General features: G+C 59.4%; 19 protein-coding genes. 8 read left to right on the forward strand and 11 right to left on the reverse strand.

The genetic code is table 11. The features are described from left to right. Positions 1-262 precede the first annotated feature (262 nt). From QZR14_RS22205 to cobA, 6 genes are all read left to right on the forward strand, one after another. Positions 263-1474, forward strand: a complete 1212-nt coding sequence (locus tag QZR14_RS22205) for a nitrate/nitrite transporter (RefSeq protein ID WP_250603982.1) — start codon at positions 263-265, stop codon at positions 1472-1474. Positions 1475-1481: 7 nt separating this feature from the next. Then, complete coding sequence (locus QZR14_RS22210; protein WP_311997755.1) at positions 1482-3152, forward strand: bifunctional protein-serine/threonine kinase/phosphatase; 1671 nt, start codon at positions 1482-1484, stop codon at positions 3150-3152. Between the two features lie 421 nt (positions 3153-3573). After that, complete coding sequence (nirB, locus tag QZR14_RS22215; protein WP_311997756.1) at positions 3574-6027, forward strand: nitrite reductase large subunit NirB; 2454 nt, start codon at positions 3574-3576, stop codon at positions 6025-6027. Then, positions 6024-6341: a nitrite reductase small subunit NirD gene (nirD, locus tag QZR14_RS22220; RefSeq protein WP_311997757.1), complete on the forward strand. Its 318-nt coding sequence runs from the start codon at positions 6024-6026 to the stop codon at positions 6339-6341. The genes nirB and nirD overlap by 4 nt, the downstream gene beginning before the upstream one ends. After that, entirely contained in the window at positions 6341-9055 is a 2715-nt protein-coding gene (locus QZR14_RS22225) for a nitrate reductase (RefSeq protein ID WP_311997758.1), read from the forward strand. Before nirD ends, QZR14_RS22225 begins: the two co-directional genes overlap by 1 nt. Positions 9056-9068: 13 nt before the next feature. Continuing rightward, positions 9069-9824 (forward strand): uroporphyrinogen-III C-methyltransferase, encoded by a 756-nt coding sequence (cobA, locus tag QZR14_RS22230; RefSeq protein WP_311997759.1) that lies wholly within the window; start codon positions 9069-9071, stop codon positions 9822-9824. A gap of 70 nt (positions 9825-9894) precedes the next feature. On the opposite strand, the gene QZR14_RS22235 is transcribed toward cobA, so the two are convergent. From QZR14_RS22235 to ppsA, 8 genes are all read right to left on the reverse strand, one after another. Continuing rightward, positions 9895-10929 (reverse strand): OmpA family protein, encoded by a 1035-nt coding sequence (locus QZR14_RS22235; RefSeq protein ID WP_034152869.1) that lies wholly within the window; start codon positions 10927-10929, stop codon positions 9895-9897. Between the two features lie 107 nt (positions 10930-11036). Beyond that, positions 11037-11627: an RNA polymerase sigma factor SigX gene (gene sigX, locus QZR14_RS22240; RefSeq protein WP_011333251.1), complete on the reverse strand. Its 591-nt coding sequence runs from the start codon at positions 11625-11627 to the stop codon at positions 11037-11039. Positions 11628-11717: 90 nt separating this feature from the next. Then, positions 11718-12542, reverse strand: coding sequence for a mechanosensitive ion channel family protein (locus tag QZR14_RS22245; protein ID WP_007916401.1), 825 nt, complete (start codon positions 12540-12542; stop codon positions 11718-11720). Between the two features lie 2 nt (positions 12543-12544). Continuing rightward, entirely contained in the window at positions 12545-12793 is a 249-nt protein-coding gene (locus QZR14_RS22250; protein ID WP_003223293.1) for a hypothetical protein, read from the reverse strand. Positions 12794-12856: 63 nt separating this feature from the next. Further along, the gene (locus QZR14_RS22255; protein WP_250603968.1) at positions 12857-13852 is read right to left on the reverse strand and encodes a zinc transporter ZntB; all 996 of its coding nucleotides are present in this window, start codon (positions 13850-13852) and stop codon (positions 12857-12859) included. 22 nt (positions 13853-13874) lie between these two features. Further along, a complete protein-coding gene (rraA, locus tag QZR14_RS22260) occupies positions 13875-14366 on the reverse strand; it encodes a ribonuclease E activity regulator RraA (protein ID WP_311997760.1) in 492 nt (163 codons plus the stop codon). A 227-nt stretch (positions 14367-14593) separates the two neighbouring features. Beyond that, positions 14594-15583 carry an alpha/beta fold hydrolase gene (locus tag QZR14_RS22265; protein WP_311997761.1) on the reverse strand — a complete coding sequence of 330 codons (990 nt, stop codon included), beginning with the start codon at positions 15581-15583 and terminating at the stop codon, positions 14594-14596. 96 nt (positions 15584-15679) lie between these two features. Next, the gene (gene ppsA / locus QZR14_RS22270; protein WP_311997762.1) at positions 15680-18055 is read right to left on the reverse strand and encodes a phosphoenolpyruvate synthase; all 2376 of its coding nucleotides are present in this window, start codon (positions 18053-18055) and stop codon (positions 15680-15682) included. 174 nt (positions 18056-18229) lie between these two features. On the opposite strand from ppsA, the gene ppsR reads away from it, so the two are divergent. Beyond that, the gene (ppsR, locus tag QZR14_RS22275; protein ID WP_016773826.1) at positions 18230-19048 is read left to right on the forward strand and encodes a posphoenolpyruvate synthetase regulatory kinase/phosphorylase PpsR; all 819 of its coding nucleotides are present in this window, start codon (positions 18230-18232) and stop codon (positions 19046-19048) included. 119 nt (positions 19049-19167) lie between these two features. Here ppsR and QZR14_RS22280 read toward each other — a convergent pair whose 3' ends face one another. Continuing rightward, positions 19168-20577, reverse strand: a complete 1410-nt coding sequence (locus QZR14_RS22280; RefSeq protein ID WP_311997763.1) for an aminotransferase-like domain-containing protein — start codon at positions 20575-20577, stop codon at positions 19168-19170. Positions 20578-20691: 114 nt separating this feature from the next. Between QZR14_RS22280 and QZR14_RS22285 the strand changes: the two genes are divergently transcribed. Then, positions 20692-21606: a DMT family transporter gene (locus QZR14_RS22285; protein WP_250604219.1), complete on the forward strand. Its 915-nt coding sequence runs from the start codon at positions 20692-20694 to the stop codon at positions 21604-21606. An 88-nt stretch (positions 21607-21694) separates the two neighbouring features. Here the strand turns inward: QZR14_RS22285 and prpD are convergent, their stop codons facing one another. Together prpD and prpF are read right to left on the reverse strand one after the other, a co-directional pair. Continuing rightward, positions 21695-23179, reverse strand: coding sequence for a 2-methylcitrate dehydratase (gene prpD / locus QZR14_RS22290; protein WP_311997764.1), 1485 nt, complete (start codon positions 23177-23179; stop codon positions 21695-21697). A gap of 413 nt (positions 23180-23592) precedes the next feature. Continuing rightward, positions 23593-24783 carry a 2-methylaconitate cis-trans isomerase PrpF gene (prpF, locus tag QZR14_RS22295; protein WP_311997765.1) on the reverse strand — a complete coding sequence of 397 codons (1191 nt, stop codon included), beginning with the start codon at positions 24781-24783 and terminating at the stop codon, positions 23593-23595. Positions 24784-24836: the final 53 nt, after the last annotated feature.

The raw sequence follows: 24836 nt of genomic DNA on the forward strand, positions 1-24836 counted from the left end.
CCTCCGGGAGAGGGCTAGGGTGAGGGGCTTTTGATCTTTTACTTGTTGGCACAAATCTCGCTACGTAAAACGCACAGGTAACCAACGGCGGTTGCCCCACCCACGACAAAGACGTCGCTCACCCGTTCGCCCCAACCGGCGCATCAGGTAGCGGCGTTTTTGCGTTTTGGCCCCACAGACCGGGGCCGGTGGTGCGGCCGCGGCGGCGCCCCACCTGCTGTTGCACGACTCCTTTCGAGACTCTTTTCAGCTGAGGTGCGCGATGAATTCAAGCTTCTGGAAATCCGGCCACACCCCGACCCTGTTCGCGGCCTTTCTGTATTTCGACCTGAGCTTCATGGTCTGGTACCTGCTCGGCCCGCTGGCCGTGCAGATTGCCGCTGATTTGCAGCTGACCACGCAGCAACGCGGCCTTGTCGTCGCCACGCCGATCCTCGCCGGTGCGGTGCTGCGTTTTGTGATGGGCATGCTCGCGGATCGACTGTCGCCGAAAACCGCCGGGCTGATCGGCCAGGTCATTGTGATCTGCGCGCTGTTCGGTGCCTGGAAACTGGGCATTCACAGTTATGAGCAGGCGCTGATCCTCGGCCTGTTCCTCGGTATGGCCGGTGCGTCGTTTGCCGTAGCCCTGCCGCTGGCGTCGCAGTGGTATCCACCAGAGCACCAGGGCAAAGCCATGGGCATCGCCGGTGCGGGCAACTCCGGTACGGTGTTCGCGGCATTGATTGCGCCGGTCCTCGCCGCCGCATTCGGCTGGAGTAACGTGTTCGGCTTTGCCCTGATCCCGCTGATCCTGACCCTGGTGCTGTTCGCCTGGCTGGCAAAAAATGCCCCGCAGCGGCCGAAAGCCAAAGCCATGGCCGACTACTTCAAAGCCTTAGGCGACCGTGACAGTTGGTGGTTCATGTTTTTCTACAGCGTCACCTTCGGCGGCTTCATCGGCCTGGCCAGCGCCCTGCCTGGCTACTTCAACGATCAGTACGGTCTGAGCCCGGTGACCGCCGGTTACTACACCGCCGCCTGCGTGTTCGGCGGCAGTTTGATGCGGCCATTGGGTGGCGCCCTGGCGGATCGCTTCGGTGGTATTCGTACGTTGCTGGCGATGTACACGGTGGCAGCCATTTGTATTGCTGCCGTCGGCTTCAACCTGCCAAGTTCCTACGCGGCGCTGGCACTTTTCGTCTGCACCATGCTCGGTTTAGGGGCAGGCAATGGCGCAGTGTTTCAACTGGTGCCGCAGCGTTTTCGTCTGGAAATCGGCGTCATGACCGGGTTGATCGGCATGGCCGGCGGCATCGGCGGTTTTGCCTTGGCGGCCGGCATGGGCGCGATCAAACAGAGCACCGGCAGCTATCAACTGGCTTTGTGGTTGTTCGCCAGCCTGGGCGTGTTGGCGTGGTTTGGCCTGCACGGCGTCAAGCGTCGCTGGAGAACCACCTGGGGTTCGGCGGCAGTGACGGCGGCGCGGGTCTGAACCTTCAATGGCCCTGCAACTGAGCTTTGCCGACGCCAGCGCCACCGGCCCGCGTGCGGAGAATCAGGACGCTTTGCGTCTGGTCACGCCCGCTCCGGCGCTGGCGGCGAGCAAAGGTTATCTGTTCGCCATCGCCGATGGTGTCAGCCAGTGTGCCGATGGCGGACTGGCTGCGCGATCGACCTTGCAGGCGCTGGCGCTCGACTACTACGCCACGCCGGAAACCTGGAGCGTGGCCCAGGCACTGGATCGCCTGCTGCTCGCGCAAAATCGCTGGTTGCAGGCCAATGGCGGTGGCCAGCCGTTGCTCACCACGGTCAGTGCTCTGGTCCTGCGCGGCCGGCGCTTTACCCTCGCCCACGTCGGCGATTGCCGGGTGTATCGCTGGCATGGCGATAGTTTGCAGCGAATGTCCGAAGATCACGTCTGGGACCAGCCCGGCATGCAGCATGTGCTCAAACGCGCGCTGGGCCTGGATCAGCATCTGGTGCTGGATTTTCTCGACGGCGAACTGCGTGAAGGCGAAAGCTTTGTGCTGCTCAGTGATGGGGTCTGGTCGACGCTGGGCGATACCGCGATTGCGGCGATTCTGCGTGATCAACCGGATTTGCACAGCGCCGCACAGACGCTGGTCAACGCCGCGCATCTGGCGGGGAGTCAGGACAATGCCAGCGCTTTGCTGGTGCGGGTCGATGCTGTCGGTGAGGCGAGTATCGGCGATGCACTGATTCATCTGCAGCAATGGCCTCTGCCGCCGCTGCTGAAACCCGGCCAGTCATTCGAGGGCTGGCAGGTGCACGGCATTGTCAGTCAGAGCCAGCAATCGCTGCTGTATCGGGTTCTCGATGGCCAAGGTCAGACGTGGTTACTGAAAACCCTGCCATCGCGTAACGCCGATGACCCTCACGCCGGGCAGGCGTTGCTGTCCGAGGAGTGGTTCCTGAAACGCGTGGCCGGCCGCCACTTTCCCGAAGTCCATGCCTGCCAGCAGCGTCAGCATTTGTACTACGTGATGCGCGAATATTCAGGGACGACGCTGGCGCAGTGGTTCCAGCAGTCCGGCCCATTGCCGCTGGCGCAGTGGCAGGACATCGCCGAGCGTCTGTTGCGTGCTATGGGGCTTTTGCACCGACGGCAGATTCTGCACCGGGACATCAAGCCGGAAAATCTGCACCTGGGCGACGACGGCGAATTGCGCCTGCTGGACTTTGGCCTGGCGTATTGCCCGGGATTGTCCGAAGACGCGCCGTCGACGCTGCCGGGAACGCCCAGCTATATAGCCCCGGAAGCCTTTCGCGGTGATCCGCCGAGTGCGCAGCAGGATTTGTATGCAGTCGGTGTGACCCTGTATTTCCTGCTCACCGGGCATTTCCCCCATGGCGAGATCGAAGCGTTTCAGCGGCCGCGCTTTGGTCTGCCGGTAAGCGCCAGTCGTTATCGGCCGGATCTGCCGGAGTGGCTGGCGCAGAGCCTGGAACGCGGTGTTGCGGTGGATCCGCAGCAGCGTTTTGAAACGGCTGAAGAGTGGTTGTTGGTGTTGGAACAGGGCGAGCGGCGGAGTTTGAGTGTGCGGCTTCGGCCGTTACTGGAGCGTGAGCCGTTGAAGGTCTGGCGGACGATGGCGTTGCTGGCTCTGCTGGGGAATCTGGTGTTGCTGGTTTTGTTGTTTCACGGCTGAGACCGCGTCGCGTCATTCGCGAGCAGGCTCGCTCCCACAGTGGATCGGAGTCGTTCACAAAACCCCTGTGGGAGCGAGCCTGCTCGCGAAGCGGCCAGCCCAATCACAACAATTCTGTCTGCCTGAATGCCCCACGAACGAGCAACCCGCGTCGATTCGGTGCAAAAAATCCCCGTCAATAACCGCTCCCGCCTAATAAACACGCCATTCCCCCACTTGGCACAACCACTGCATTACCCCAACCAACACACACATAAAGCCCAACCTTCAACGACGAAGGCTGCGCTTCCCGAGAGAACGGGACCAGGACAAAGGCGTCCTCGCTAGGCAACTAGCGGGACGCCTTTTTTTGTTTGCGCAAAATTTGTCGAGCAAGGCCTGACTGCCCACAAGAGGCCAGCCGCAGCTCCCGGAGAACCTGATGAAAAAACTCAAACTGGTGATGATCGGCAATGGCATGGCCGGGGTCCGCACCCTCGAAGAACTGCTCAAGCTGAGTAACGAACTGTACGACATCACGGTCTTCGGCGCCGAACCGCACACCAACTACAACCGCATCCTGCTCTCGCCGGTGCTGGCCGGTGAACAGACCTTCGAAGAAATCGTGCTTAACGACCTCGACTGGTACCTGGAAAACAACATCAAGCTGTTGCTCAACCGCAAGGTGGTGCAAATCGACCGGGTCAAACGCCGGGTGATCGCCGAGGATGGCACCGAGGCCGAATACGATCGCCTGCTGATTGCCACCGGCTCGACGCCGTTTATTCTGCCGATCCCCGGCAACACCCTGCACGGCGTGATCGGCTATCGCGACATCGCCGACACCCAGGCGATGATCGACACCGCGAAAACCCACAAGCACGCGGTGGTCATCGGTGGTGGCCTGCTCGGTCTCGAAGCCGCCAACGGCCTGATGCTGCGCGGCATGCACGTCACCGTGGTGCATCTCGGTGAGTGGTTGCTGGAGCGCCAACTCGACAAAACCAGCGGTCAACTGCTGCAAAGTGCCCTCGAGTCCCGCGGCCTGCACTTCCGCCTGTGCGAACAGACCCAGGCCCTGCACGACGCGGGCAATGGCCGGGTCGGCTCGGTGCAGTTCAAGAACGGCGACATTATCCCGGCGGATCTGGTGGTAATGGCGGCCGGCATTCGGCCCAACACCGAACTCGCGGAAAAGGCCGGCATCCCGTGCAATCGCGGGATCCTGGTCAACGACACCCTGCAAACCTACGACCCGCGCATCTATGCCATCGGCGAGTGCGCCAGCCACCGAGGCATTGCCTACGGTCTGGTCGCGCCGCTGTTCGAACAGGCCAAGGTCTGCGCCAATCACCTCGCCCAACTGGGTTTCGCCCGTTATCAGGGGTCGGTGACCTCGACCAAATTGAAAGTCACCGGCATCGACCTGTTTTCCGCCGGCGACTTCATGGGCGGCGAAGGCACCGAGACCATCACCCTCTCCGACCCGATCGGCGGCGTGTACAAAAAACTGGTGATCAAGGATGACGTGCTGGTCGGCGCCTGTCTGTACGGCGATACGGCAGATGGCGGTTGGTATTTCCGGCAGATTCGTGAGAATCACGCCATCGGCGAGATCCGCGATCACCTGATGTTCGGAGAAAACGCACTCGGAGACGTAGGACATCAGGGCCAGGACAAAGCCATGGTCATGGCCGACAGCGCCGAAGTCTGCGGTTGCAACGGCGTGTGCAAAGGCACCATCGTCAAAGCCATTCAGGAACACGGCCTGTTCAGCGTCGACGAGGTGAAGAAACATACCAAAGCGGCCAGCTCCTGCGGTTCGTGCGCCGGGTTGGTCGAGCAGATCCTGATCAACACCGTCGGCGGCGCGGCCGACGTCAAACCGAAAAGCGAAAAAGCCATCTGCGGTTGCAGCGATCTCAATCACGGGCAGATTCGCCAGGCCATTCGCGAGCAGCATCTGCTGACCATCGCCGAGACCATGAGCTACCTCAACTGGCGCACGCCGAACGGCTGCGCAACGTGCCGCCCTGCCCTCAACTATTACCTGATTTCCACCTGGCCCGGCGAAGCCAAGGACGATCCACAATCACGCCTGATCAACGAACGCGCCCACGCCAACATCCAGAAGGACGGCACCTATTCGGTGGTGCCACGCATGTGGGGCGGTGTGACCAATCCTTCAGAACTGCGGCGGATTGCCGACGTGGCCGACAAGTACAACGTGCCGATGGTCAAGGTCACCGGCGGTCAGCGCATCGACTTGCTCGGCATCAAGAAGCAAGACTTGCCCGGCGTCTGGAAAGATCTCGACATGCCCTCCGGCCATGCCTACGGCAAATCCATCCGCACCGTGAAAACCTGCGTCGGCAGCGAGTTCTGTCGCTTCGGCACGCAGAACTCGACCCAGTTGGGCATCGAGCTTGAGCACGACCTGTTCAACATGTGGTCGCCGCACAAAGTGAAACTGGCCGTCTCCGGATGCCCACGCAACTGCTCGGAAGCGGGGATCAAAGACGTAGGCATCATCGGCGTCGATTCCGGCTGGGAGATGTACATCGGCGGCAACGGCGGGATCAAAACCGAGGTCGCCGAATTCTTCGTCAAGCTGAAAACCGCCGAGGAAGTCCGCGAATACAACGGCGCGTTCCTGCAGCTCTACCGCGAAGAAGCGTTCTACCTCGAACGCACCGTGCACTACCTGCAACGGGTCGGCATGGAGCACATCAAGAAAGCCGTGCTCGAAGACCCCGAGCGCCGCAAAGCCTTGAACGAACGCCTGCAATTCTCCCTGTCGTTCGAGCAAGACCCGTGGAAAGAACGTCTGGCGCAGCCGCAACTAAAGAAAGAATTCGACGTAATCCCCGTGAAAAATCTGGAGGTGCCGGCATGAACTGGCTGGATATCTGTGCCCTCGACGAGATCAATGCCCTCGGTTCGCGAATCATTGCCGGGCCGAAAGGTGACATCGCGATTTTTCGTACAAGCGACGACGAAGTTTTCGCCCTCGACGACCGCTGCCCGCACAAGGGCGGGCCATTGTCGCAAGGTCTGATTTACGGCAAACGGGTCGCCTGTCCGTTGCACAACTGGCAGATCGACCTGCAAACCGGCGAAGCTCAGGCCCCGGACATTGGTTGCGCACACCATCACCCGGCGCGGGTCGAGAATGGTCGGGTGCAGTTGGCTCTGCGGGACGCCATCTGATGAACCGCCAGACGACCGCCTCGACCTGCTGCTATTGCGGGGTCGGCTGCGGCGTGCTGATCGAGCATGACGGCGAGCACATCCTCGGCGTTAGCGGTGATCCGGCGCATCCGGCCAACTACGGCAAACTGTGCAGCAAAGGTTCGACCCTGCACCTGACCGGCGACCTTGCGGCCCGCGCGCTGTATCCGGAATTGCGTCTGGGTAAAGGCCTGGCGCGCAGCCGCACCGACTGGGACACCGCGCTGGAACACGCCGCCAACGTGTTCGCCGAAACCATCGCCGAACACGGCCCGGACAGCGTGGCGTTCTATATCTCCGGACAGTTGTTGACCGAGGACTATTACGCCTTCAACAAGCTGGCACGGGCACTGGTCGGCACCAACAACATCGACAGCAACTCACGCTTGTGCATGTCGTCGGCGGTGGTCGGCTACAAGCGCAGCCTTGGCGCCGACGCTCCACCGTGCAGCTATGAGGATCTGGAACTCAGCGACTGCGTGATGATCGTCGGCAGTAACATGGCCTACGCCCATCCGGTACTTTTTCGTCGGCTGGAAGAGGCAAAATCCCGCCGCCCACAGATGAAAGTCATCGTCATTGATCCGCGGCGCACCGACACCTGCGACCTCGCCGACCTGCATCTGGCGATTCTGCCCGGCACCGATGTGGCTTTATTCCATGGGATTTTGCATCTGTTGTTGTGGGAAGACTGGATCGACCGCGATTTCGTCAAGGCGCACACCGATGGCCTCGCCGAACTGAAGAGTCTGGTGCGCGATTACACCCCGCAGATGGTTTCGCAGTTATGCGGCATCAGCGTCGAGCAATTGCAGCAGTGCGCCGAATGGGTGGGCACTTCGCCGAGTTTTCTGTCGCTGTGGTGCATGGGCCTGAACCAGTCCACGGCCGGCAGCGCGAAAAACAGCGCTTTGATCAATCTGCACCTGGCCACTGGGCAAATCGGTCGTCCGGGTGCAGGACCTTTCTCCCTCACCGGTCAGCCAAATGCCATGGGCGGACGGGAAACCGGCAGTTTGTCGAATCTGTTGCCAGGCCATCGAGACGCGGCCAACCCTGAACACCGCGCCGAAGTAGCGGCTTATTGGGGCGTTGATCGGTTGCCAGACAGTACCGGTCTCAGTGCCATCGAACTGTTCGAGCAAGTGCGCAGCGGCAAGATCAAGGCGTTGTGGATTGCCTGCACCAACCCAGCGCAATCGATGCCGAATCAACAGGCTGTGCGCGCAGCACTGGAGGGCTGCCCGTTTGTAGTTCTGCAAGAAGCCTTTCGCACCACTGAAACCGCAGCATTCGCCGATCTGCTGCTGCCCGCCGCCAGTTGGGGCGAGAAAGAAGGCTCGGTAACCAATTCCGAGCGACGCATTTCCCACGTGCGCAAAGCCATCCTCCCACCGGGTGAAGCGCGGCCAGACTGGGCGATCACGGTGGATTTCGCACAACGTCTGGAGAAACGTCTTCGCGCCGATGAACCGAGCCTGTTTAGGTTCAACCAACCTGCGCAGTTGTTCGATGAATTCAAGGGGCTGACGCGCGGCCGTGATCTGGATATGTCCGGGATCAGTCATGCGCTGATCGACGAGATCGGCCCGCAGCAATGGCCCTTCCCTGTCGGCGCTCGCGAAGGCACGCCGCGACTGTACGAGAACGGCATTTTCCCGACCGCCAACGGCCGCGCGCAATTCATTGCCGACCCGTATCGCGCCGCCAAGGAACAACGTGACGCTCGCTTTCCATTGACGTTGATCACCGGCCGCCTGCGCGATCAATGGCACGGTATGAGCCGCACCGGCACGGCGGCGCAGCTGTTCGGGCATGTCAGCGAAGCAGTGTTGAGCCTGCATCCAGACGAATTGCGTCGGCATCGTTTGCAGCCGGGCGACCTGGTTAATCTGAAAAGTCGGCGCGGCGCGGTGATCGTCGCAGTCGCCAGCGATGACAGCGTGCGTCCAGGGCAAGCATTTTTGCCGATGCACTGGGGTGATCGCTTTCTCAAGGGCGGCGTAAACAGCTTGACCCTGGCGGCCTTTGATCCACTGTCGAAACAACCGGAACTCAAACACAGCGGTGTGCGCCTCGAGTCGGTGAATCTGCCGTGGCAACTTTTCGCACTGATCGAAGGCGATGTTCAGCGGCATTTCGAAGCCCTGCGACCGCTCTGCGAGGCTTTTTCCTACGTAAGTCTCAGCCTTGTCGGACGTGAACGATCGGCATTGCTGATACGAGCAGCCAGCAGCGAGGCGCCCAATGCGCAATTGCTCAGTGAAATCGACCAATGCCTGTCACTGATCGACGGCCCGGTATTGGCTTACGACGATCCGCGTCGCGCCATTGGCAAACGCGTGCGCATTGAAAATGGCCGGATCACTGCGATCCGGTTGGCCGGAGAAACCCTCGCTCAGCATTGGCTGCAAGGGTTGTGGCTGGAAGGCCGCGCGGATGAACAACTGCGGCGCTGGCTACTGGCGCCAATGAGTGCGCCGCCGGGCAGTGCCGGAGCGCAGATGGCTGTGGATAAAACCCTGTGCAACTGCAAGAACGTCAGCCTCAACGCGGTCTGCGCCGGCATTCGCCAAGGGCTGGATCTGCAAGGTTTGAAGAGCGAACTGGGCTGCGGCACGCAATGCGGCTCGTGCGTCCCGGAAATAAAACGCTTGCTGGCGGCCGACGTGCAGCCAGTCGCCGTCATCTGATGAGGAAAACACCATGAACGCAAAAGTCTGGCTGGTCGGTGCAGGGCCGGGTGATCCGGAACTGCTGACCCTCAAAGCGGTGCGCGCCCTGCGCGAGGCCGATGTGGTGCTGATCGATTATCTGGTCAACGACGCGGTACTGGAGCATTGCTCTGGCGCACGCATCATTGCGGTGGGTAAACGCGGCGGTTGCCGTTCGACACCGCAAGCCTTTATCCATCGGCTGATGCTGCGCTACGCCCGCCAAGGCAAGTGCGTGGTGCGGCTCAAGGGCGGCGATCCGTGCATTTTCGGCCGTGGTGGCGAAGAGGCGCAGTGGCTGCGTGAGCGTGGGATCGAAGTGGAGTTGGTCAATGGCATCACCGCCGGACTGGCCGGGGCGACGCAGTGCGATATTCCACTGACGTTACGCGGTGTGGCGCGCGGGGTGACACTGGTGACTGCACACACTCAGGACGACAGCCAGTTGAACTGGCAGGCGCTGGCGCAGGGCGGCACGACACTGGTGGTTTATATGGGCGTGGCCAAGCTGGGCGAGATTCGCGATCAACTGCTGGCGGGCGGGATGGCGGCGGATACGCCGGTGGCGATGATCGAGAATGCGTCGTTGCCGGAGCAGCGGGAATGCCGGAGCGATCTGACGGCAATGAACGAAGCCGCCTACAGATTTCAATTGAAGAGCCCTGCGATACTGGTGATCGGCGCGGTGGCTGCTGTTGAAAATCAAAACATCGCAGCCTTCGGCAGGTCCTGCACAGGGACTGCGTAGTCCTGGGAAGACAAATCGCAGACAAAGAAAAGCCCGGCCTAAGCCGGGCTTTTCTCAGAGCGGCAGCTAATTACTTAGCTTGAGCTTCAACCTGCGCTTCTACGCGACGGTTTACAGCGCGGCCAGCTTCAGTTTTGTTGTCAGCAACTGGGCGGGATTCGCCGTAGCCAACAGACTGAACGCGGGACGATTCAACACCGTACTGGTTGGTCAGAACTTGCTTAACGGCGTTTGCACGACGCTCGGACAGTTTCTGGTTGTAAGCGTCAGGACCGACGGAGTCAGTGTGACCTTCAACAGTAGTGGTGGTGGATGGGTACTGCTTCATGAAGTCAGCCAGGTTCTTGATGTCGCCGTAGCTGTTAGGCTTGACTACCGACTTGTCGAAGTCGAACTTAACGTCCAGCTCAACACGAACAACTTCAGCAACTGCTGGGCAGCCGTCAGCGTCAACAGTTACGTTGGCTGGGGTGTCCGGGCACTTGTCAACGTTGTCGCAAACGCCATCGTTGTCGCTGTCGGAGCAGACTTCAGCTGGTGCTGGAACTGGAGCAGCAGCAGGCTTGGAGCCGCCACCGAAGTTCACACCGATACCAACGCTAGGAGCCCACTCGGTGTCGCCCTGGTCGATGTTGTACTGAGCTTCAACGCCGGCACGAGCGTAGAAGTTGTCGGTGAAGTACAGCTTGGCACCAGCGCCAACGTTGGCGAAGGTGGAGCGGTCACGACCACCGGAACCGTTCTGACCGATGCTCTGATCGGAGAAACCAGCCGATACGTATGGACGCAGCATGTCGCCTGGGTTGTTGAAGTGGTACAGAGCGTCCAGAGCGGTGTTAGCGCCCTTGATGTTACGACCGTCGTCGGAACGCACGTTGTGCACTTCGTCGTAGCCCAGACGCAGTTCAACGTCGTCGGTCAGGAAGTAACCGATCGAGCCGCCGAACAGGTTGCCGTTGTTCTTGAAGTTACGAGCGCTGTCGAATTGTTCTTTCTTTGCGAAGCCTTCGATTTCAACTGCGCCTTGGCCTTGTGCCAGAGCGCCGAACGAAGTGGCGGCAATCAGAGAACCAATGGCCAAGCCCAAGGTGTTTTTCAGTTTCATCCGTTAAATCCCCATCTGGTGATTGTGAAGCAGTCCCGCAAACCGGGGGACAACTCGGCGGCAAGTCTATCAGAACTTGCCTACACGTAAGAGATATTTGCGCTGAACTAAGTTTCAGCAATGCCTGCAAATTTCTCACGCAATTTATCTAGAGCACGTTTGTAACGCATTTTTGTCGCACTCAAACCCATGTGCATGATGTCTGCGATCTCCTGAAATTCCAGCTCTGCGACAAATCGAAGCACCAGAATTTCGCGGTCAATCGGGTTCACATACACCAGCCAGCGATCAAGCCCGCCCTTCTCCTCGGGTTTCGGCGCCTTTTCTTCGGACGCTTCCTCGAGGGGGTCAAGACTCAATGCGTCCATCAAGCGACGCTTTCGCCGTTCCTTCCGATACTGCGTAATACATTCGTTGTACGTGATGCTGTAGAGCCACGTTTTGAACTTCGATTTCCCCTCGAAGTTCTTCAGGCCATACAGCACCTTCAACATGACTTCCTGACAGACATCGTCTGCGTCGCGATCGTTCCCAAGATATCTCGCACAAACGTTAAATAATGTTCGCTGGTAACGCCGCATCAGTTCTTCATAGGCGCGCGTTACGTGAAAAAGCTCGGTATGCGAGCGCGCGACCAACTCCTCATCAGAGAGCTCGCGGGGGTCGTAGCGCGTGGATAGCGTTTGGGCTTTATTCAAAACAAGTCGTGCCGACAGTCAGGTCAATGTCCACCGCAACCAGCATCAGCTGGCGTTTTGCGGCGGCATACATTAGCAGGGTTTGCCGGATTAGCGGCTACTCACGTGCTGTTCCAGCAGGATCCGATTGGAAAGTGAGACTAGCTCACCTTCATCGGTCAGCAATGTGGTTTTAACCGTGCCGATCTCCTCGATCTGGCCTTCGACCTCGCCAACACGCACTTGTTGCCCAACCTGATACAACTCACGCACATAGATTCCCGCAAGAATCTGACCGGCAATTTCCCGGCTTCCCAACCCCATGGCCAGCGCAACGGCCAGACCAACGGTAATCAAAACGATGACGATCACATGGTTCAGCAGGTCAGTCTTGACCTCAAGCTGACTGATTGCGACCGAGATACTGATGATGATCACCAGCCCTTGCGCAATTCGCCCCAGCCCCGAAGCGTAGTCCAGGCCCACGCCTTCTGCCGCCCCGCGCACCAGCCCGTTGGCCAGCTGCGCGAGCAAAACACCTACCAGCAACACCAGCGCCGCGCCGAATACTTTCGGCAAATAGAGCGCCAACATATCCAGCGTAGCCGAAACTCGCTCAAGGCCAAGGGATTCTGCTGCAGAAACCAGAAAAATCAGCAGGACGAACCAGTAAACGATTTTACCAATCAGGGTCGAGATCGGAACTTGCAACCCCGCGCGCGACATCAGTTTGGTCAACCCGGTACCGCCCATCAGGCGATCGAGGCCCAGTTTCGCGAGCAGCTTGGAGAGCAAGGTATCGAGCAGCTTGGCCACGACGAAACCCAACAGCAGCACGACCAGTGCGCCGAACAGGTTCGGGATGAAGTTGGCGACTTTGGTCCACAACGCAGTCATTGCAGTGACGAGGCTCTGAGTCCAGAGATCAAGTTCCATATTCAATCAGCCTTATCAGCAGTGCGAGCGGTAGTTTTACGAAGACGGGAAACCGGCGAGACATGCGCCGATCCATTATTCAGGGCGATCATCAGCGCGGGCAGCCAACGGCCCAGCAGGCTGAACAGATCACCGGCGCCAACCTGGCGGTTGGCGGTTTTGAGTACGCGGCCCAGGCACGCATCGTCGTCGCGGCTGGACGGCGAAGCGTTGAGCATGTCGCGCAAAGACTGTTCAAACGGATCGTGCATACGCACCTCTCGTGATGTCTGTGAAAGACGCGGGCAGATTTGGTCGGGTCACATGCGCCATCTTCACACCCAGCGCAAACGACGGAATAACCACCACTGACCGAAGGCCAGGGCGAGTACCGTCAGACAGGCAATCAGGAAACCATAAGGGCTGTTGGAGAACGGGATACCGCCGACGTTTATGCCCAGCAGACCGGTGATGAAACTCATCGGCAAAAAGATGCAGGTGATGATCCCGAAGCGGTACATCGTGCGATTCATGCGCTCGCTCAAACGCCGGTCTTCGGCCTCCAGCACAAGCCCCACGCGCTCTCGGGTCAATTCGAGTTCTTCGAGATAGCGGGTCAGGCTGTTGTTGAGTTCGTTCCAGTAATCGGCATCGTCATCGACAAACCACGGCAGTTTTATCCGCGTGAGTTGTCCGAAAATATCCCGCTGCGGTGCAAGAAAACGCTTTAGTCCGGCCGCCCGACGACGGATGTGCAAAATGGCGCCATGCTCGGGCGTATACCGTTCGTCGGCATCCATCTTTTCTTCTTCCTCATCGGCGATTTCCGAGAGGCAAGTGACCAGATCCTGCACCTTGTTGGTGAGGAACTGCGCCAGATAAAGGATGAGTTCTGAGGACGTTTTCGGGCCTTTGCCGTCCGCCAGTTGAGCCAGCAGCTCATCGGTGGCGCGCAATGGGCGCAAACGCAGGGAGATCACCCTCTGGGCCGAAGCAAAAATCCGCACCGAGACCATGTCTTCCGGCTCGGCGCCCGGGTTGAGATTGACCCCGCGCAGAAACAGCAGCAGTTGGGCATCCGGCAGCGGCAACAGGCGCGGTCGGGTGTTCTCTTCCAGCAGCAGATCGCAGGTGAATTCGTTGAGACCGCTGGATTTGCGCAGCCAGGTCTGGGTCTGCGGATGGCTGCGATCCCAATGCAGCCACAGGCTTTCATGGGCCTGCAGTTGTAGATCGTCGAGCTCAGTCCGGGCTATCGAACGCGCACCGCCTTTTCCGTCCAGCACCAGGGCATGCACCAGCCCCCACTGCGCGTTTTCTTCCTCGAACATCCGCATCCCTTTGTCGAAAAGCTTATTCAGGCATCTGCAGCGGGCTTGGCGAGACGATCACGCCGTTGTTGTCCGCATAAATGTAGTGGCCCGGGTGAAATGTCACGCCGGCAAACGTCACCGGGACGTTAAGGTCACCAATGCCGCGTTTTTCGGTTTTCATCGGGTGGCTGGCCAGCGCCTGCACGCCCAGATCGGTCTGCGCGATAACGTCGACGTCACGGATGCAGCCGTAGATCACCAGCCCTTCCCAACCGTTTTTAGCGGCTTTCTCGGCGATCAGGTCGCCCAGCAGCGCGCGACGCAGGGAACCGCCGCCATCGACGACCAGTACCTTGCCGTTGCCCTTGAGCTCAGCCTGTTCCTTGACCAGTGAGTTGTCTTCGAAGCATTTGATGGTCACGATTTCGCCGCCGAAGGAATCACGGCCACCGAAATTGCTGAACATCGGTTCCAGCACCTGCACCAGCTCCGGATAGGCGTCGCACAGGTCAGGCGTAAGGTAATGGTTCATCGAAAAACTCCTGTAACAAGGAAGACGATCAAGGATGACGCATTCTTTTGAGACGATCTCCGGCGGTCGCTGTTTACCTTAGTCCATCCCATGGTCGCTGAACGAACCTGAACAAACCCTGAAACGTAATAGCTAAACAGCCACCAAAAATGACCAGAACCGCACAACGCGTCATATCTTAGCCGCAAGCCAACGCGAACGAAATGCCCTTTTCAGGGCTTTCCCTCTCAGACCGCAGCAGCCAAATCCGGCTTCTCGCCCAGCAATGGCGTGTGCTGATCATTCAACCAGCGCGCCACCAATGGCCACACCTCAGTCTGCGCCGCTTTGCTCACCAGCATCTCGACATGGCCGAAATTATCGTTGAAGCCCTGCTCACGCCCCAGATTGATGAATTGCTTGTGCTCCGAACCGATCTGCTCGAACAACTTGCGACAGGCCCAGGCCGGATCCTGATGATCGCCTGCTGCACTGACCGCCAGCACTGGCACTCGCACATCGGCCAGCCCCGCCCACCAATCCTTGTCCTTGTCGCCAAAACGGCCGAACAAGCCGTACCAGCGCATGCTTTCCAGCGCCAGACCGATCGGCTCATCTTCCGGGCCACGTTTGAGACGCGAACCCGACAATTGCGCAAAGCGCTTGAGAATGAAGCGCCCGCTCCACTCCACCGGCGGGATTTTCAGCGGCCAGTAGGTGCGGCTGACCTGGGCGCCGAAAAACGCTGCCGACGCCACGGCAGGCTCGCCAAGGTATTCGCCACCGAGCGCCGCCGCCAGGGTGATGCCGCCCAGCGAATGGCCGATCCAGTGCGGCACCTGACCGCTCTGCTCACGCACGAACGCGGCAATCGCCGGGAGATCGTAGCGGGCATAGTCGGCGACACGGTTGCGTCGGTATTCTTCGTTGCGCGCCGACAAGCCGTGGCCGCGCATCTCCGGAATCCACACGTCGAACCCCAGGCGCGTCAGATACGCGCCCAAGCCCAGGCCTTTGGGTGAAAACCAGAAGCGTCGATTGGAGAAACTGCCGTGCAGCAGGATCACCGGCACACCGCGAGGCGTCGAGTCATCGGCCATGCCCAAACGGGTCACAGCGATTTCCACGGACCAGTCGGGACTGTTGCCGGGTTTCAAGCGATACACGTCTTCGCTCAGATCACCACGCCGTTCGGCGCTGATCAGGGCGACAGGAAATAGGTTGCTGCTGCTTTGCATAATGCTCTTGCACAAAAAAGGGCGGCATCTACAGGAGCCCGCCCTACTTGAATCTCAAGGCCCGCCCCAAAGAGGGAACGGGCCGTTCACTATTGATCAGGCCTGCGCCTGGCCTTCTGCGAGGAAGAACCAGGTTTCCAGCACCGTGTCCGGGTTCAGCGACACGCTCTCGATGCCCTGCTCCATCAGCCACTTGGCCAGATCCGGGTGGTCCGAAGGACCCTGACCGCAGATACCGATGTACTTGCCGGCCTTGTTGCACGCGGCAATTGCGTTGGCCAACAACTTTTTGACCGCCGGATTACGCTCGTCGAACAGGTGCGCGATGATACCGGAATCGCGGTCCAGGCCCAGCGTCAGCTGAGTCAGGTCGTTGGAACCGATCGAGAAACCGTCGAAGAATTCGAGGAATTCTTCAGCAAGGATCGCGTTGGATGGCAGCTCGCACATCATGATCACGCGCAGACCGTTCTCGCCGCGCTTCAAGCCGTTTTCGGCGAGCAGATCGACCACCTGGCTGGCTTCGCCCAGGGTACGGACGAATGGCACCATGATTTCGACGTTGGTCAGGCCCATCTCGTTGCGCACACGTTTAAGCGCACGGCACTCGAGTTCGAAGCAGTCACGGAACGATTCGCTGATGTAACGCGAAGCGCCACGGAAGCCCAGCATCGGGTTTTCTTCTTCCGGCTCGTAGAGCTTGCCGCCGATCAGGTTGGCGTATTCGTTGGACTTGAAGTCCGACAGACGCACGATGACTTTCTTCGGTGCGAACGCGGCAGCGAGGGTGCTGATGCCTTCGACCAGTTTCTCGACATAGAAACCGACCGGATCGTCGTAACCGGCGATACGCTTGTCGACGCTTTCCTTGATTTCCTGCGGCAGACCGTCGTAGTTCAACAGCGCTTTCGGGTGAACGCCGATCATGCGGTTGATGATGAATTCCAAACGGGCCAGGCCGACACCGGCGTTCGGCAGTTGCGCGAAGTCGAAAGCGCGGTCCGGGTTGCCAACGTTCATCATGATCTTGAACGGCAGCTCCGGCATGGCGTCGACGGAGTTCTTCTTGATATCGAAGCCCAGTTCGCCTTCAAAGATGTAACCGGTGTCGCCTTCGGCGCAGGACACGGTCACGCCCTGGCCATCCTTCAGCAGTTGGGTGGCGTTGCCGCAACCGACCACTGCCGGGATACCCAGCTCACGGGCGATGATTGCCGCGTGGCAGGTACGGCCGCCACGGTTGGTGACGATGGCGCTGGCGCGCTTCATCACCGGTTCCCAATCCGGGTCGGTCATGTCGGAAACGAGCACGTCGCCCGGCTGGACTTTGTCCATTTCGGACACGTCTTTGATGATGCGCACTTTACCGGCGCCGATGCGCTGGCCAATCGCACGACCTTCAACCAGCACGGTGCCGGTTTCTTTCAGCAGGTAACGCTCCATGACGTTGGCCTGGGTGCGGCTTTTCACGGTTTCCGGACGCGCCTGCACGATGTACAGCTTGCCGTCGTCACCGTCCTTGGCCCATTCGATGTCCATCGGGCAGCCGTAGTGCTTCTCGATGATCATCGCTTGCTTGGCCAGTTCGCTGACTTCAGCGTCGGTCAGGCAGAAACGCGCGCGGTCAGCCTTGTCGACGTCGACAGTCTTGACCGAACGACCGGCCTTGGCTTCGTCGCCGTAGATCATCTTGATGGCTTTGCTGCCCAGATTGCGACGCAGGATCGCCGGACGACCGGCCTCCAGCGTGCCCTTGTGTACGTAGAACTCGTCCGGGTTGACCGCGCCTTGTACGACGGTTTCGCCCAGACCGTAGGCGCCGGTGATAAACACCACGTCACGGAAACCGGATTCGGTATCGAGGGTGAACATCACGCCGGCGGTGCCGGTTTCCGAACGCACCATGCGCTGCACGCCAGCCGACAGGGCGACCAGTTTGTGGTCGAAGCCCTGGTGCACGCGGTAGGAAATCGCACGGTCGTTGAACAGCGAAGCGAACACCTCTTTGGCGGCGCGGATAACGTTTTCCACGCCACGGATGTTCAGGAAGGTTTCCTGCTGACCGGCGAAGGACGCGTCCGGCAAGTCTTCGGCGGTGGCGGAAGAACGCACGGCCACGGCCACATCAGGATTACCGGCCGACAGCGCGGCGAACGCGGTGCGGATCTCGGCATTCAGTTTTTCCGGGAATTCGGCTTCCATGATCCATTGACGGATCTGGGCGCCGGTCTTGGCCAAGGCGTTGACGTCGTCAACGTCGAGTGCGTCGAGGGCCTTGTGGATCTGGTCGTTGAGGCCGCTCAGTTCGAGGAAATCACGATAGGCCTGAGCCGTCGTGGCGAAGCCGCCGGGGACCGAAACACCGGCGCCTGCCAGGTTACTGATCATCTCGCCCAGGGATGCGTTCTTGCCCCCCACATGCTCAACATCGTGTTTGCCGAGCTTATCGAGGGAAACTACGTACTCTACCAAGGTGATCTCTCCACTAACTGTGTTGGAAAAGCTCAGAAACCGGCGGCCCGGGGGAGCCTTGGCCGGTTGTATGGCCTGGACCTGGAAAATAAGTGAGAATGCGGGCCAATGGCGGCCGACAAATCGCGCCTATCATATCCAGAAATGCTCATTAGCTTAAGGCCCAAGGTGCAAATGAAACGATCTGCTTTCTTCATCTCCGATGGCACCGGCATCACTGCCGAAACCCTGGGGCAAAGCCTTCTGGCGCAGTTCGAAAACATTACCTTCAGCAAATTCACGCGACCGTACATCGACAGCGTTGAAAAAGCGCGGGCCATGGTACAACAAATCAACAAAGCCGCTGAAACCGACGGCTTTCGCCCGATCATCTTCGACACCATCGTCAATCAGGACATCCGTGAGATTCTCGCAACCTCCAATGGTTTCATGATCGACATTTTCTCTACCTTCCTCGCCCCGCTCGAGCAGGAACTGACCGAGCATTCTTCCTACACCGTCGGCAAGTCGCACTCGATCGGGCACAACTCCAATTACATGGAGCGGATCGAGGCGGTGAACTTCGCGCTCGATAACGATGACGGCGCGCGCACCCACTATTACGACAAAGCCGACCTGATACTAGTGGGCGTGTCGCGATGCGGCAAAACGCCGACGTGTCTGTACATGGCCATGCAGTTCGGCATCCGCGCGGCCAACTATCCGCTGACCGAAGACGACATGGAACGCCTGACCCTGCCGACGGCCCTGCGCGCCCATCAGCACAAGCTGTTCGGCCTGACCATCGACCCCGACCGTCTCACCGCGATCCGCAACGAGCGCAAGCCCAACAGCCGTTATTCGAGCTACGCCCAGTGCGAATTCGAAGTGCGCGAAGTGGAAAACCTGTTCCGTCGCGAGAACATCCCGCACATCAATTCCACGCATTTTTCGGTGGAAGAGATTTCGGCGAAGATTCTGGTGGAGAAAGGCGTGGAGCGGCGCTTCAAGTAGTTGCGGTGTCCTGGCTGACGGCATCGCTGGCAAGCCAGCTCCCACAGGAATTTGTTGTGAATGTGAGTTTCGCAAACACCTGATAAACCTGTGGGAGCGGGCTTGCCCGCGATGAACGATCACACGGTGTCTGTTAATGCCTTGGCCAAAGCTTCAAAGCCGCCAAGCAACAACCCGTCATCCCCCACCGCATTACACACACTCACCCGAATAAATTGCGGCACCGCAGCATGCCCCACCGCAAACGCCTCAGCGGTGGCCACCAGATAGTTATTCTCTTTCAACTCCGCCGCAATCTGCGACGCCCGCCACAGCTCGGGCACTTCCACCCAGAAATGCGGACTGTAAGGGTGAGTCTTGTAGTTCAAACCCTGCAGCAAGGGTGCCACCAAGGCCTTGCGCCGAGCGATCTCGCTGATCTGCTCATCCAGCAAACGCTCGGCCATGCCGCTTTCGATCCACAGACTGGCCACTTCCATCGATAACGGATTGGCCATCCAGCACGTTGCACGAATGGCGGCACTCAAACGCCCGATCAACGCTTGCGGTGCATGCAGATAACCGACGCGCAACCCCGCCGAAACAGCCTTGCTGAGGCTGCCGATCAATACCGCGCGCTCCGGTGCGAAATAACTCAGCGGTAATGGGCGCTGGCGATCCAGCACCGCATGGGCTTCGTCTTCGATGATCAGCAGATTGTGCTGGCGGCAGATTTCGGCAATCGCCTCGCGCCGTGGGATCGACATCACGGCGGCCGTAGGATTCTGGATCGTCGGCGTGCAATACAGCGCAGAAACACGATGCTGACGGCAGATATCCTCCAGCGCCGACGGTAAAAGCCCTTCGTCATCCATCGCCGCGCCAATGAGTTTTATCCCGAGCTGGCGTGCGACGCCGATCAATCCCGGGTAGGACAGATGCTCGGTCACAACGGTGTCGCCGGCCTTGAGCAAGCCCATCAATGTGCACAACAGACCATGCTGGCCGCCGTTGACGCATAACACCTGGTCAGCGTGCGGGACATACGTCGCATGCTGCAACCAGACTGCCCCGGCCAATCGGTGCCGGGCCAGACCGCCCTCTGCGGTGTACCCGGTCAATTGCTGCAACACCCGAGGATCACTGGCCAATTCCTGCAGGCTCTGACTCATGAATGCCGCTTCCTGCGCCGGGATCGGTTGATTGCGGCTCATGTCGAAACAGGCCGACGGCTCATCGCTGACATTACGAAAGCCTTTTTCCTGCGGCCGTTCCATCCCGCGCTGACACACATAAGTGCCATCTCCGACGCGGGCGACAACCAATCCCACCCGCTCCAATTCACCATAGGCACGGCTGATCGTGCCGATGGTCACCCCGAGGCTGTCGGCCAGCAGCCGGTGCGGCGGCAACTTGCATCCCGCCTCAATCACACCCTCCTCAATGGCCTGCGAGACCGCGTCCGCCAGGCGTTTGTACTTCACGCCAACGCCATTGGCGAGGCCGTCGTGGAGAATTGACACCATGGCAATACTTACTTTGACAGTCATTCTCGCCCCGAATAGCGTGCTTAGAACAGGTTCAATCAGAAATAGACCGTTTTCGCGATCAGGTCAATTCCACCGTTCGGAGTACGCCACATGTCGACCGCCGTCAGCACACCGATGCACATCAGCAAACCCTGGCTCGCCGGATTGATCACCAGCACGCTGTTTCTGATCGTCTGTCTGAGTTGGGGCACGACGTGGCTGGGGATCAAGATTGCAGTGGAAAGCGTGCCGCCGCTAACGGCCGCCGGGTTGCGCTTTCTGATCGCTTTTCCGCTGTTTCTGAGCTTTGCGCTGTTGCGCAAGGAACCGCTATTGTTTCCGCGGCAAAGTCGCGGGTTCTTCGTGTTCGTCACGCTGTCATATTTCAGCCTGCCCTACTACCTGCTCAACTACGGTGAAGTGCACGTTTCGTCGGGCCTGACAGCGCTGCTGTTCAGTTGCATGCCGGTGTTTATCCTGTTGTTTTGCGCGCTGTTTCTGCGCGAGAAAATCTACCCGTCGCAAATACTCGGCATCGCCATCGGCTTTGGCAGTCTGTTCATGATTATTCGCAGCCAGGGTCTGCACCTGGATCAGGCCGAATGGCTTGGGGTGCTGGCGATTCTGTGTGCGGCGGTGATGCACGCGCTGTGTTACGTGGTGACAAAGAAACACGGCAGCGCCATCAGCGTGATCACCTACAACACGCTGCCGATCGGTATCGCCGGGCTGATGTTATTTATTGTCGGTTTGAGCGTTGAGGCGCCGGTGTTCAGGGACGTCAGCGTACGCTCCTGGGCTGCGCTGTTTTACCTTGGGCTGGTGGCGTCGGTCGGTGGATTCATCGTTTACTTTTTGCTGCTTAAACGCTTGAGCCCGATCATTCTGTCGTTCGTGTTTATCATTTTCCCGGTGTTCGCCGTGATCATCGGCGCCTGGTACGAGGGGCAAACCCTGTCCCGGGAGCTGATGATCTATTCGGCGGTTTTGCTCAGCGGGTTTGCGCTCACCAAATTGCCTATCGAAAAGTGGCGCAAATCGTCCATTTAGGAGCTGCCGAAGGCTGCGATCTTTTGATCCTGTTTTTACAATCAGAGTCAAAAGATCGCAGCCTGCGGCAGCTCCTACAGGTTTTTCGTCAGATCACAAACAGGTCGACGAAACGGTTTACGGGGGTGGCTTCAAGCAGCGCTGGATCCTTGCACAATGCGAAGATTTCGCCGCTGCGCTGGCCGGTGAAACGTGTGGCCAGATTGGCCTTGAACTTGCCTTCGAGTAACGGAATGCCCTCGGCACGGCGGCGGCGATGGCCGATCGGGTATTCCACGACGATGTTGTCGGTGCTGCTGCCGTCCTTGAAAAACACCTGCACGGCGTTGGCGATCGAGCGCTTGTCGGCTTCAAGGTATTCGCGGGTGAAGCGCGGCTCTTCGACGATGACCATTTTCTCGCGCAGTACGTCGATGACCGGATGCGCCCGGTGAAAATCGTCTTCGTACTGCTCCGCAACCAGATTGCCGAAGGCCAGCGGCACGGCGGTCATGTACTGGATGCAGTGGTCACGGTCGGCGGCGTTGGCCAACGGCCCGACCTTGGAAATGATGCGGATCGCCGATTCGTGGGTGGTGATGACGATCTTGTCGATTTCGTGCAGGCGATTGCGCACTTGCGGATGCAACGTCACCGCCGCTTCACAGGCCGTTTGCGCGTGGAATTCGGCGGGAAAGCTGATCTTGAACAGGACATTTTCCATTACGTAACTGCCAAACGGCCGCGAAAAACTGAAAGCACGTTTATCGTCCGGTTTCAGCGCCAGATCGCTGTTGGTGTGGCTGAACAGCACGTCATAAAAGCCCCACTGCCTGGCGCTGAGAACTCCGGGAATGCCCATTTCACCGCGCAGGGCGATATCGGCCAGACGCACACCACGACTCGTCGCATCCCCCGCCGCCCAGGATTTTCGCGAACCGGCGTTTGGAGCATGACGATAGGTGCGCAACGCCTGACCATCGGCAAACGCGTGGGACAAGGCCGACAGCAGTTGCTCACGATTGGCGCCCATCAGTTTGGCGGTAACGGCGGTTGAGGCGACTTTCACCAGAATGACGTGATCAAGTCCTACGCGATTGAAGGAGTTTTCCAGAGCCATCACGCCTTGAATCTCGTGGGCCATGATCATCGCTTCGAGCACATCGCGAATCGTCAGCGGCGACTCACCGTTGGCCAGACGCTTTTGCGAGAGGTGATCGGCCACCGCAAGAATGCCGCCGAGGTTATCCGACGGGTGCCCCCACTCGGCGGCGAGCCAGGTGTCGTTGTAGTCGAGCCAGCGGACGATGCAGCCGATGTCCCACGCGGCTTTGACCGGGTCGAGGCGATAACTGGTGCCGGGGACCCGCGCACCGTAAGGAACCACTGTCCCTTCGACAATCGGGCCCAGATGCTTGGTGCATTCGGGAAAACGCAACGCCAGCAGGCCGCAGCCCAGTGTGTCCATCAGGCAGTTGCGAGCGGTGTCGAGAGCTTCGGCGGATTCGGCTTTGAAGGTGAGGACGTAATCGGCGATGTCTTGCAGGACACGGTCGTAGTCGGGGCGGTTGTTCAGGTCGACGTTGGCGCTCATTGCGGTTCTCCTGTGCGGGAATGATGAGTGGGTGCGGTCTTCCTCAGGGCTTGGCGGGTTTGGTCTGGTTGATTGCAGGTCTGGGGTGCCTGCTTGTTTTGGGTTTCTTCAGTGGGTGGCCCCTCCCCCTAGCCCTCTCCCGAGGGAGAGGGAACCGATTGGGGGATGCAGTAGAGGTTCACCGACGTGAGCGATTTGCGCTGAATCCATAATGGATCTGGTCAATGCACAACTTCAAACACCTCGATGCCCCTGAATCGATCTTTCAGGTCGGTGCACTCCTTCAGACGCCTCGGTCGCCCCCCTGAATCCATAATCGACTGGATCTTTCAGGTCGATGTACAGCGTCAGACACCTCGGTCGGCCCCCTCTCCCTCCGGGAGAGGGCTGGGGTGAGGGAAAAGGTTCGCGAGTCAGAAAGAATCCCCGGGAATGCGTACGTAGCCTTCCATCAGCACGCGCGCACTGCGGCTCATGATTGCTTTTTTGACGATCCACTCACCGTTTTCCAGACTGGCTTCAGCGCCAACGCGCAACGTCCCGGACGGATGCCCGAAGCGCACGGCATTGCGTTCAACGCCACCGGCCGCAAGGTTTACCAAGGTGCCGGAAATGGCCGCCGCCGTACCAATCGCAACGGCCGCCGTGCCCATCATCGCGTGGTGCAACTTGCCCATCGACAACGCCCGCACCAGCAAATCCACATCACCCGCGCCGATCGCTTTGCCACTGGACGCCACATACGCAGCAGGCTTGGCGACAAACGCAACTTTCGGCGTGTGCTGACGTTTGGCCGCTTCATCCAGATTCGATATCAGGCCCATGCGCAGCGCGCCGTAGGCACGAATGGTCTCGAACATCTGCAGCGCTTGCGGATCGCTGTTGATCGCGCTTTGCAGCTCGGTGCCGGTGTAACCAATGTCTTCGGCGTTGACGAAAATCGTCGGGATGCCAGCATTGATCATGGTCGCCTTGAAGGTGCCAACACCCGGCACTTCCAGCTCATCGACCAGGTTGCCGGTAGGAAACATCGAGCCACCGCCACCCTCTTCTTCAGCCGCCGGGTCCATGAATTCAACCTGCACTTCAGCCGCTGGAAAGGTCACGCCGTCAAGTTCGAAGTCACCGGTTTCCTGTACTTCGCCGTTGGTGATCGGCACGTGGGCAATAATTGTTTTGCCGATGTTGGCCTGCCACACGCGCACCACCGCGACACCGTTGTACGGAATGCGGCTGGCGTCGACCAGACCGTTGCTGATGGCGAACGAACCGACCGCTGCCGAGAGGTTGCCGCAGTTGCCGCTCCAGTCAACGAACGGCTTGTCGATGGAGACCTGACCGAACAGGTAATCGACGTCGTGATCGGCCTTGATGCTTTTCGACAGAATCACGGTTTTGCTGGTGCTGGAGGTGGCGCCGCCCATGCCGTCGATTTGCTTGTCGTACGGGTCGGGGCTGCCGATCACGCGCAGCAGCAAAGCGTCGCGAGCCGGGCCAGGAATCTGCGCGGCTTCGGGCAGGTCCTTGAGGCTGAAGAACACGCCTTTGCTGGTGCCGCCGCGCATGTAGGTGGCGGGGATTTTGATTTGTGGTGCGTGAGCCATGGTTGCTCCTCAAAGAACCAAGGGATTCGTCATCCCTTGGTCACTTAACTTGT

Origin of the sequence: Pseudomonas sp. rhizo66 (assembly GCF_031931925.1) — a bacterium.
Taxonomy (GTDB): domain Bacteria; phylum Pseudomonadota; class Gammaproteobacteria; order Pseudomonadales; family Pseudomonadaceae; genus Aquipseudomonas.

Bases quoted from the DNA above. Each gene is read 5' to 3' on its own strand.
- QZR14_RS22205 (WP_250603982.1), top strand. From the start codon at position 263: ATGAATTCAAGCTTCTGGAAATCCGGCCACACCCCGACCCTGTTCGCG.
- QZR14_RS22210 (WP_311997755.1), top strand. From the start codon at position 1,482: ATGGCCCTGCAACTGAGCTTTGCCGACGCCAGCGCCACCGGCCCGCGT.
- nirB (WP_311997756.1), top strand. From the start codon at position 3,574: ATGAAAAAACTCAAACTGGTGATGATCGGCAATGGCATGGCCGGGGTC.
- nirD (WP_311997757.1), top strand. From the start codon at position 6,024: ATGAACTGGCTGGATATCTGTGCCCTCGACGAGATCAATGCCCTCGGT.
- QZR14_RS22225 (WP_311997758.1), top strand. From the start codon at position 6,341: ATGAACCGCCAGACGACCGCCTCGACCTGCTGCTATTGCGGGGTCGGC.
- cobA (WP_311997759.1), top strand. From the start codon at position 9,069: ATGAACGCAAAAGTCTGGCTGGTCGGTGCAGGGCCGGGTGATCCGGAA.
- QZR14_RS22235 (WP_034152869.1), bottom strand. From the start codon at position 10,929: ATGAAACTGAAAAACACCTTGGGCTTGGCCATTGGTTCTCTGATTGCC.
- QZR14_RS22245 (WP_007916401.1), bottom strand. From the start codon at position 12,542: ATGGAACTTGATCTCTGGACTCAGAGCCTCGTCACTGCAATGACTGCG.
- QZR14_RS22250 (WP_003223293.1), bottom strand. From the start codon at position 12,793: ATGCACGATCCGTTTGAACAGTCTTTGCGCGACATGCTCAACGCTTCG.
- QZR14_RS22255 (WP_250603968.1), bottom strand. From the start codon at position 13,852: ATGTTCGAGGAAGAAAACGCGCAGTGGGGGCTGGTGCATGCCCTGGTG.
- rraA (WP_311997760.1), bottom strand. From the start codon at position 14,366: ATGAACCATTACCTTACGCCTGACCTGTGCGACGCCTATCCGGAGCTG.
- QZR14_RS22265 (WP_311997761.1), bottom strand. From the start codon at position 15,583: ATGCAAAGCAGCAGCAACCTATTTCCTGTCGCCCTGATCAGCGCCGAA.
- ppsR (WP_016773826.1), top strand. From the start codon at position 18,230: ATGAAACGATCTGCTTTCTTCATCTCCGATGGCACCGGCATCACTGCC.
- QZR14_RS22280 (WP_311997763.1), bottom strand. From the start codon at position 20,577: ATGACTGTCAAAGTAAGTATTGCCATGGTGTCAATTCTCCACGACGGC.
- QZR14_RS22285 (WP_250604219.1), top strand. From the start codon at position 20,692: ATGCACATCAGCAAACCCTGGCTCGCCGGATTGATCACCAGCACGCTG.
- prpD (WP_311997764.1), bottom strand. From the start codon at position 23,179: ATGAGCGCCAACGTCGACCTGAACAACCGCCCCGACTACGACCGTGTC.
- prpF (WP_311997765.1), bottom strand. From the start codon at position 24,783: ATGGCTCACGCACCACAAATCAAAATCCCCGCCACCTACATGCGCGGC.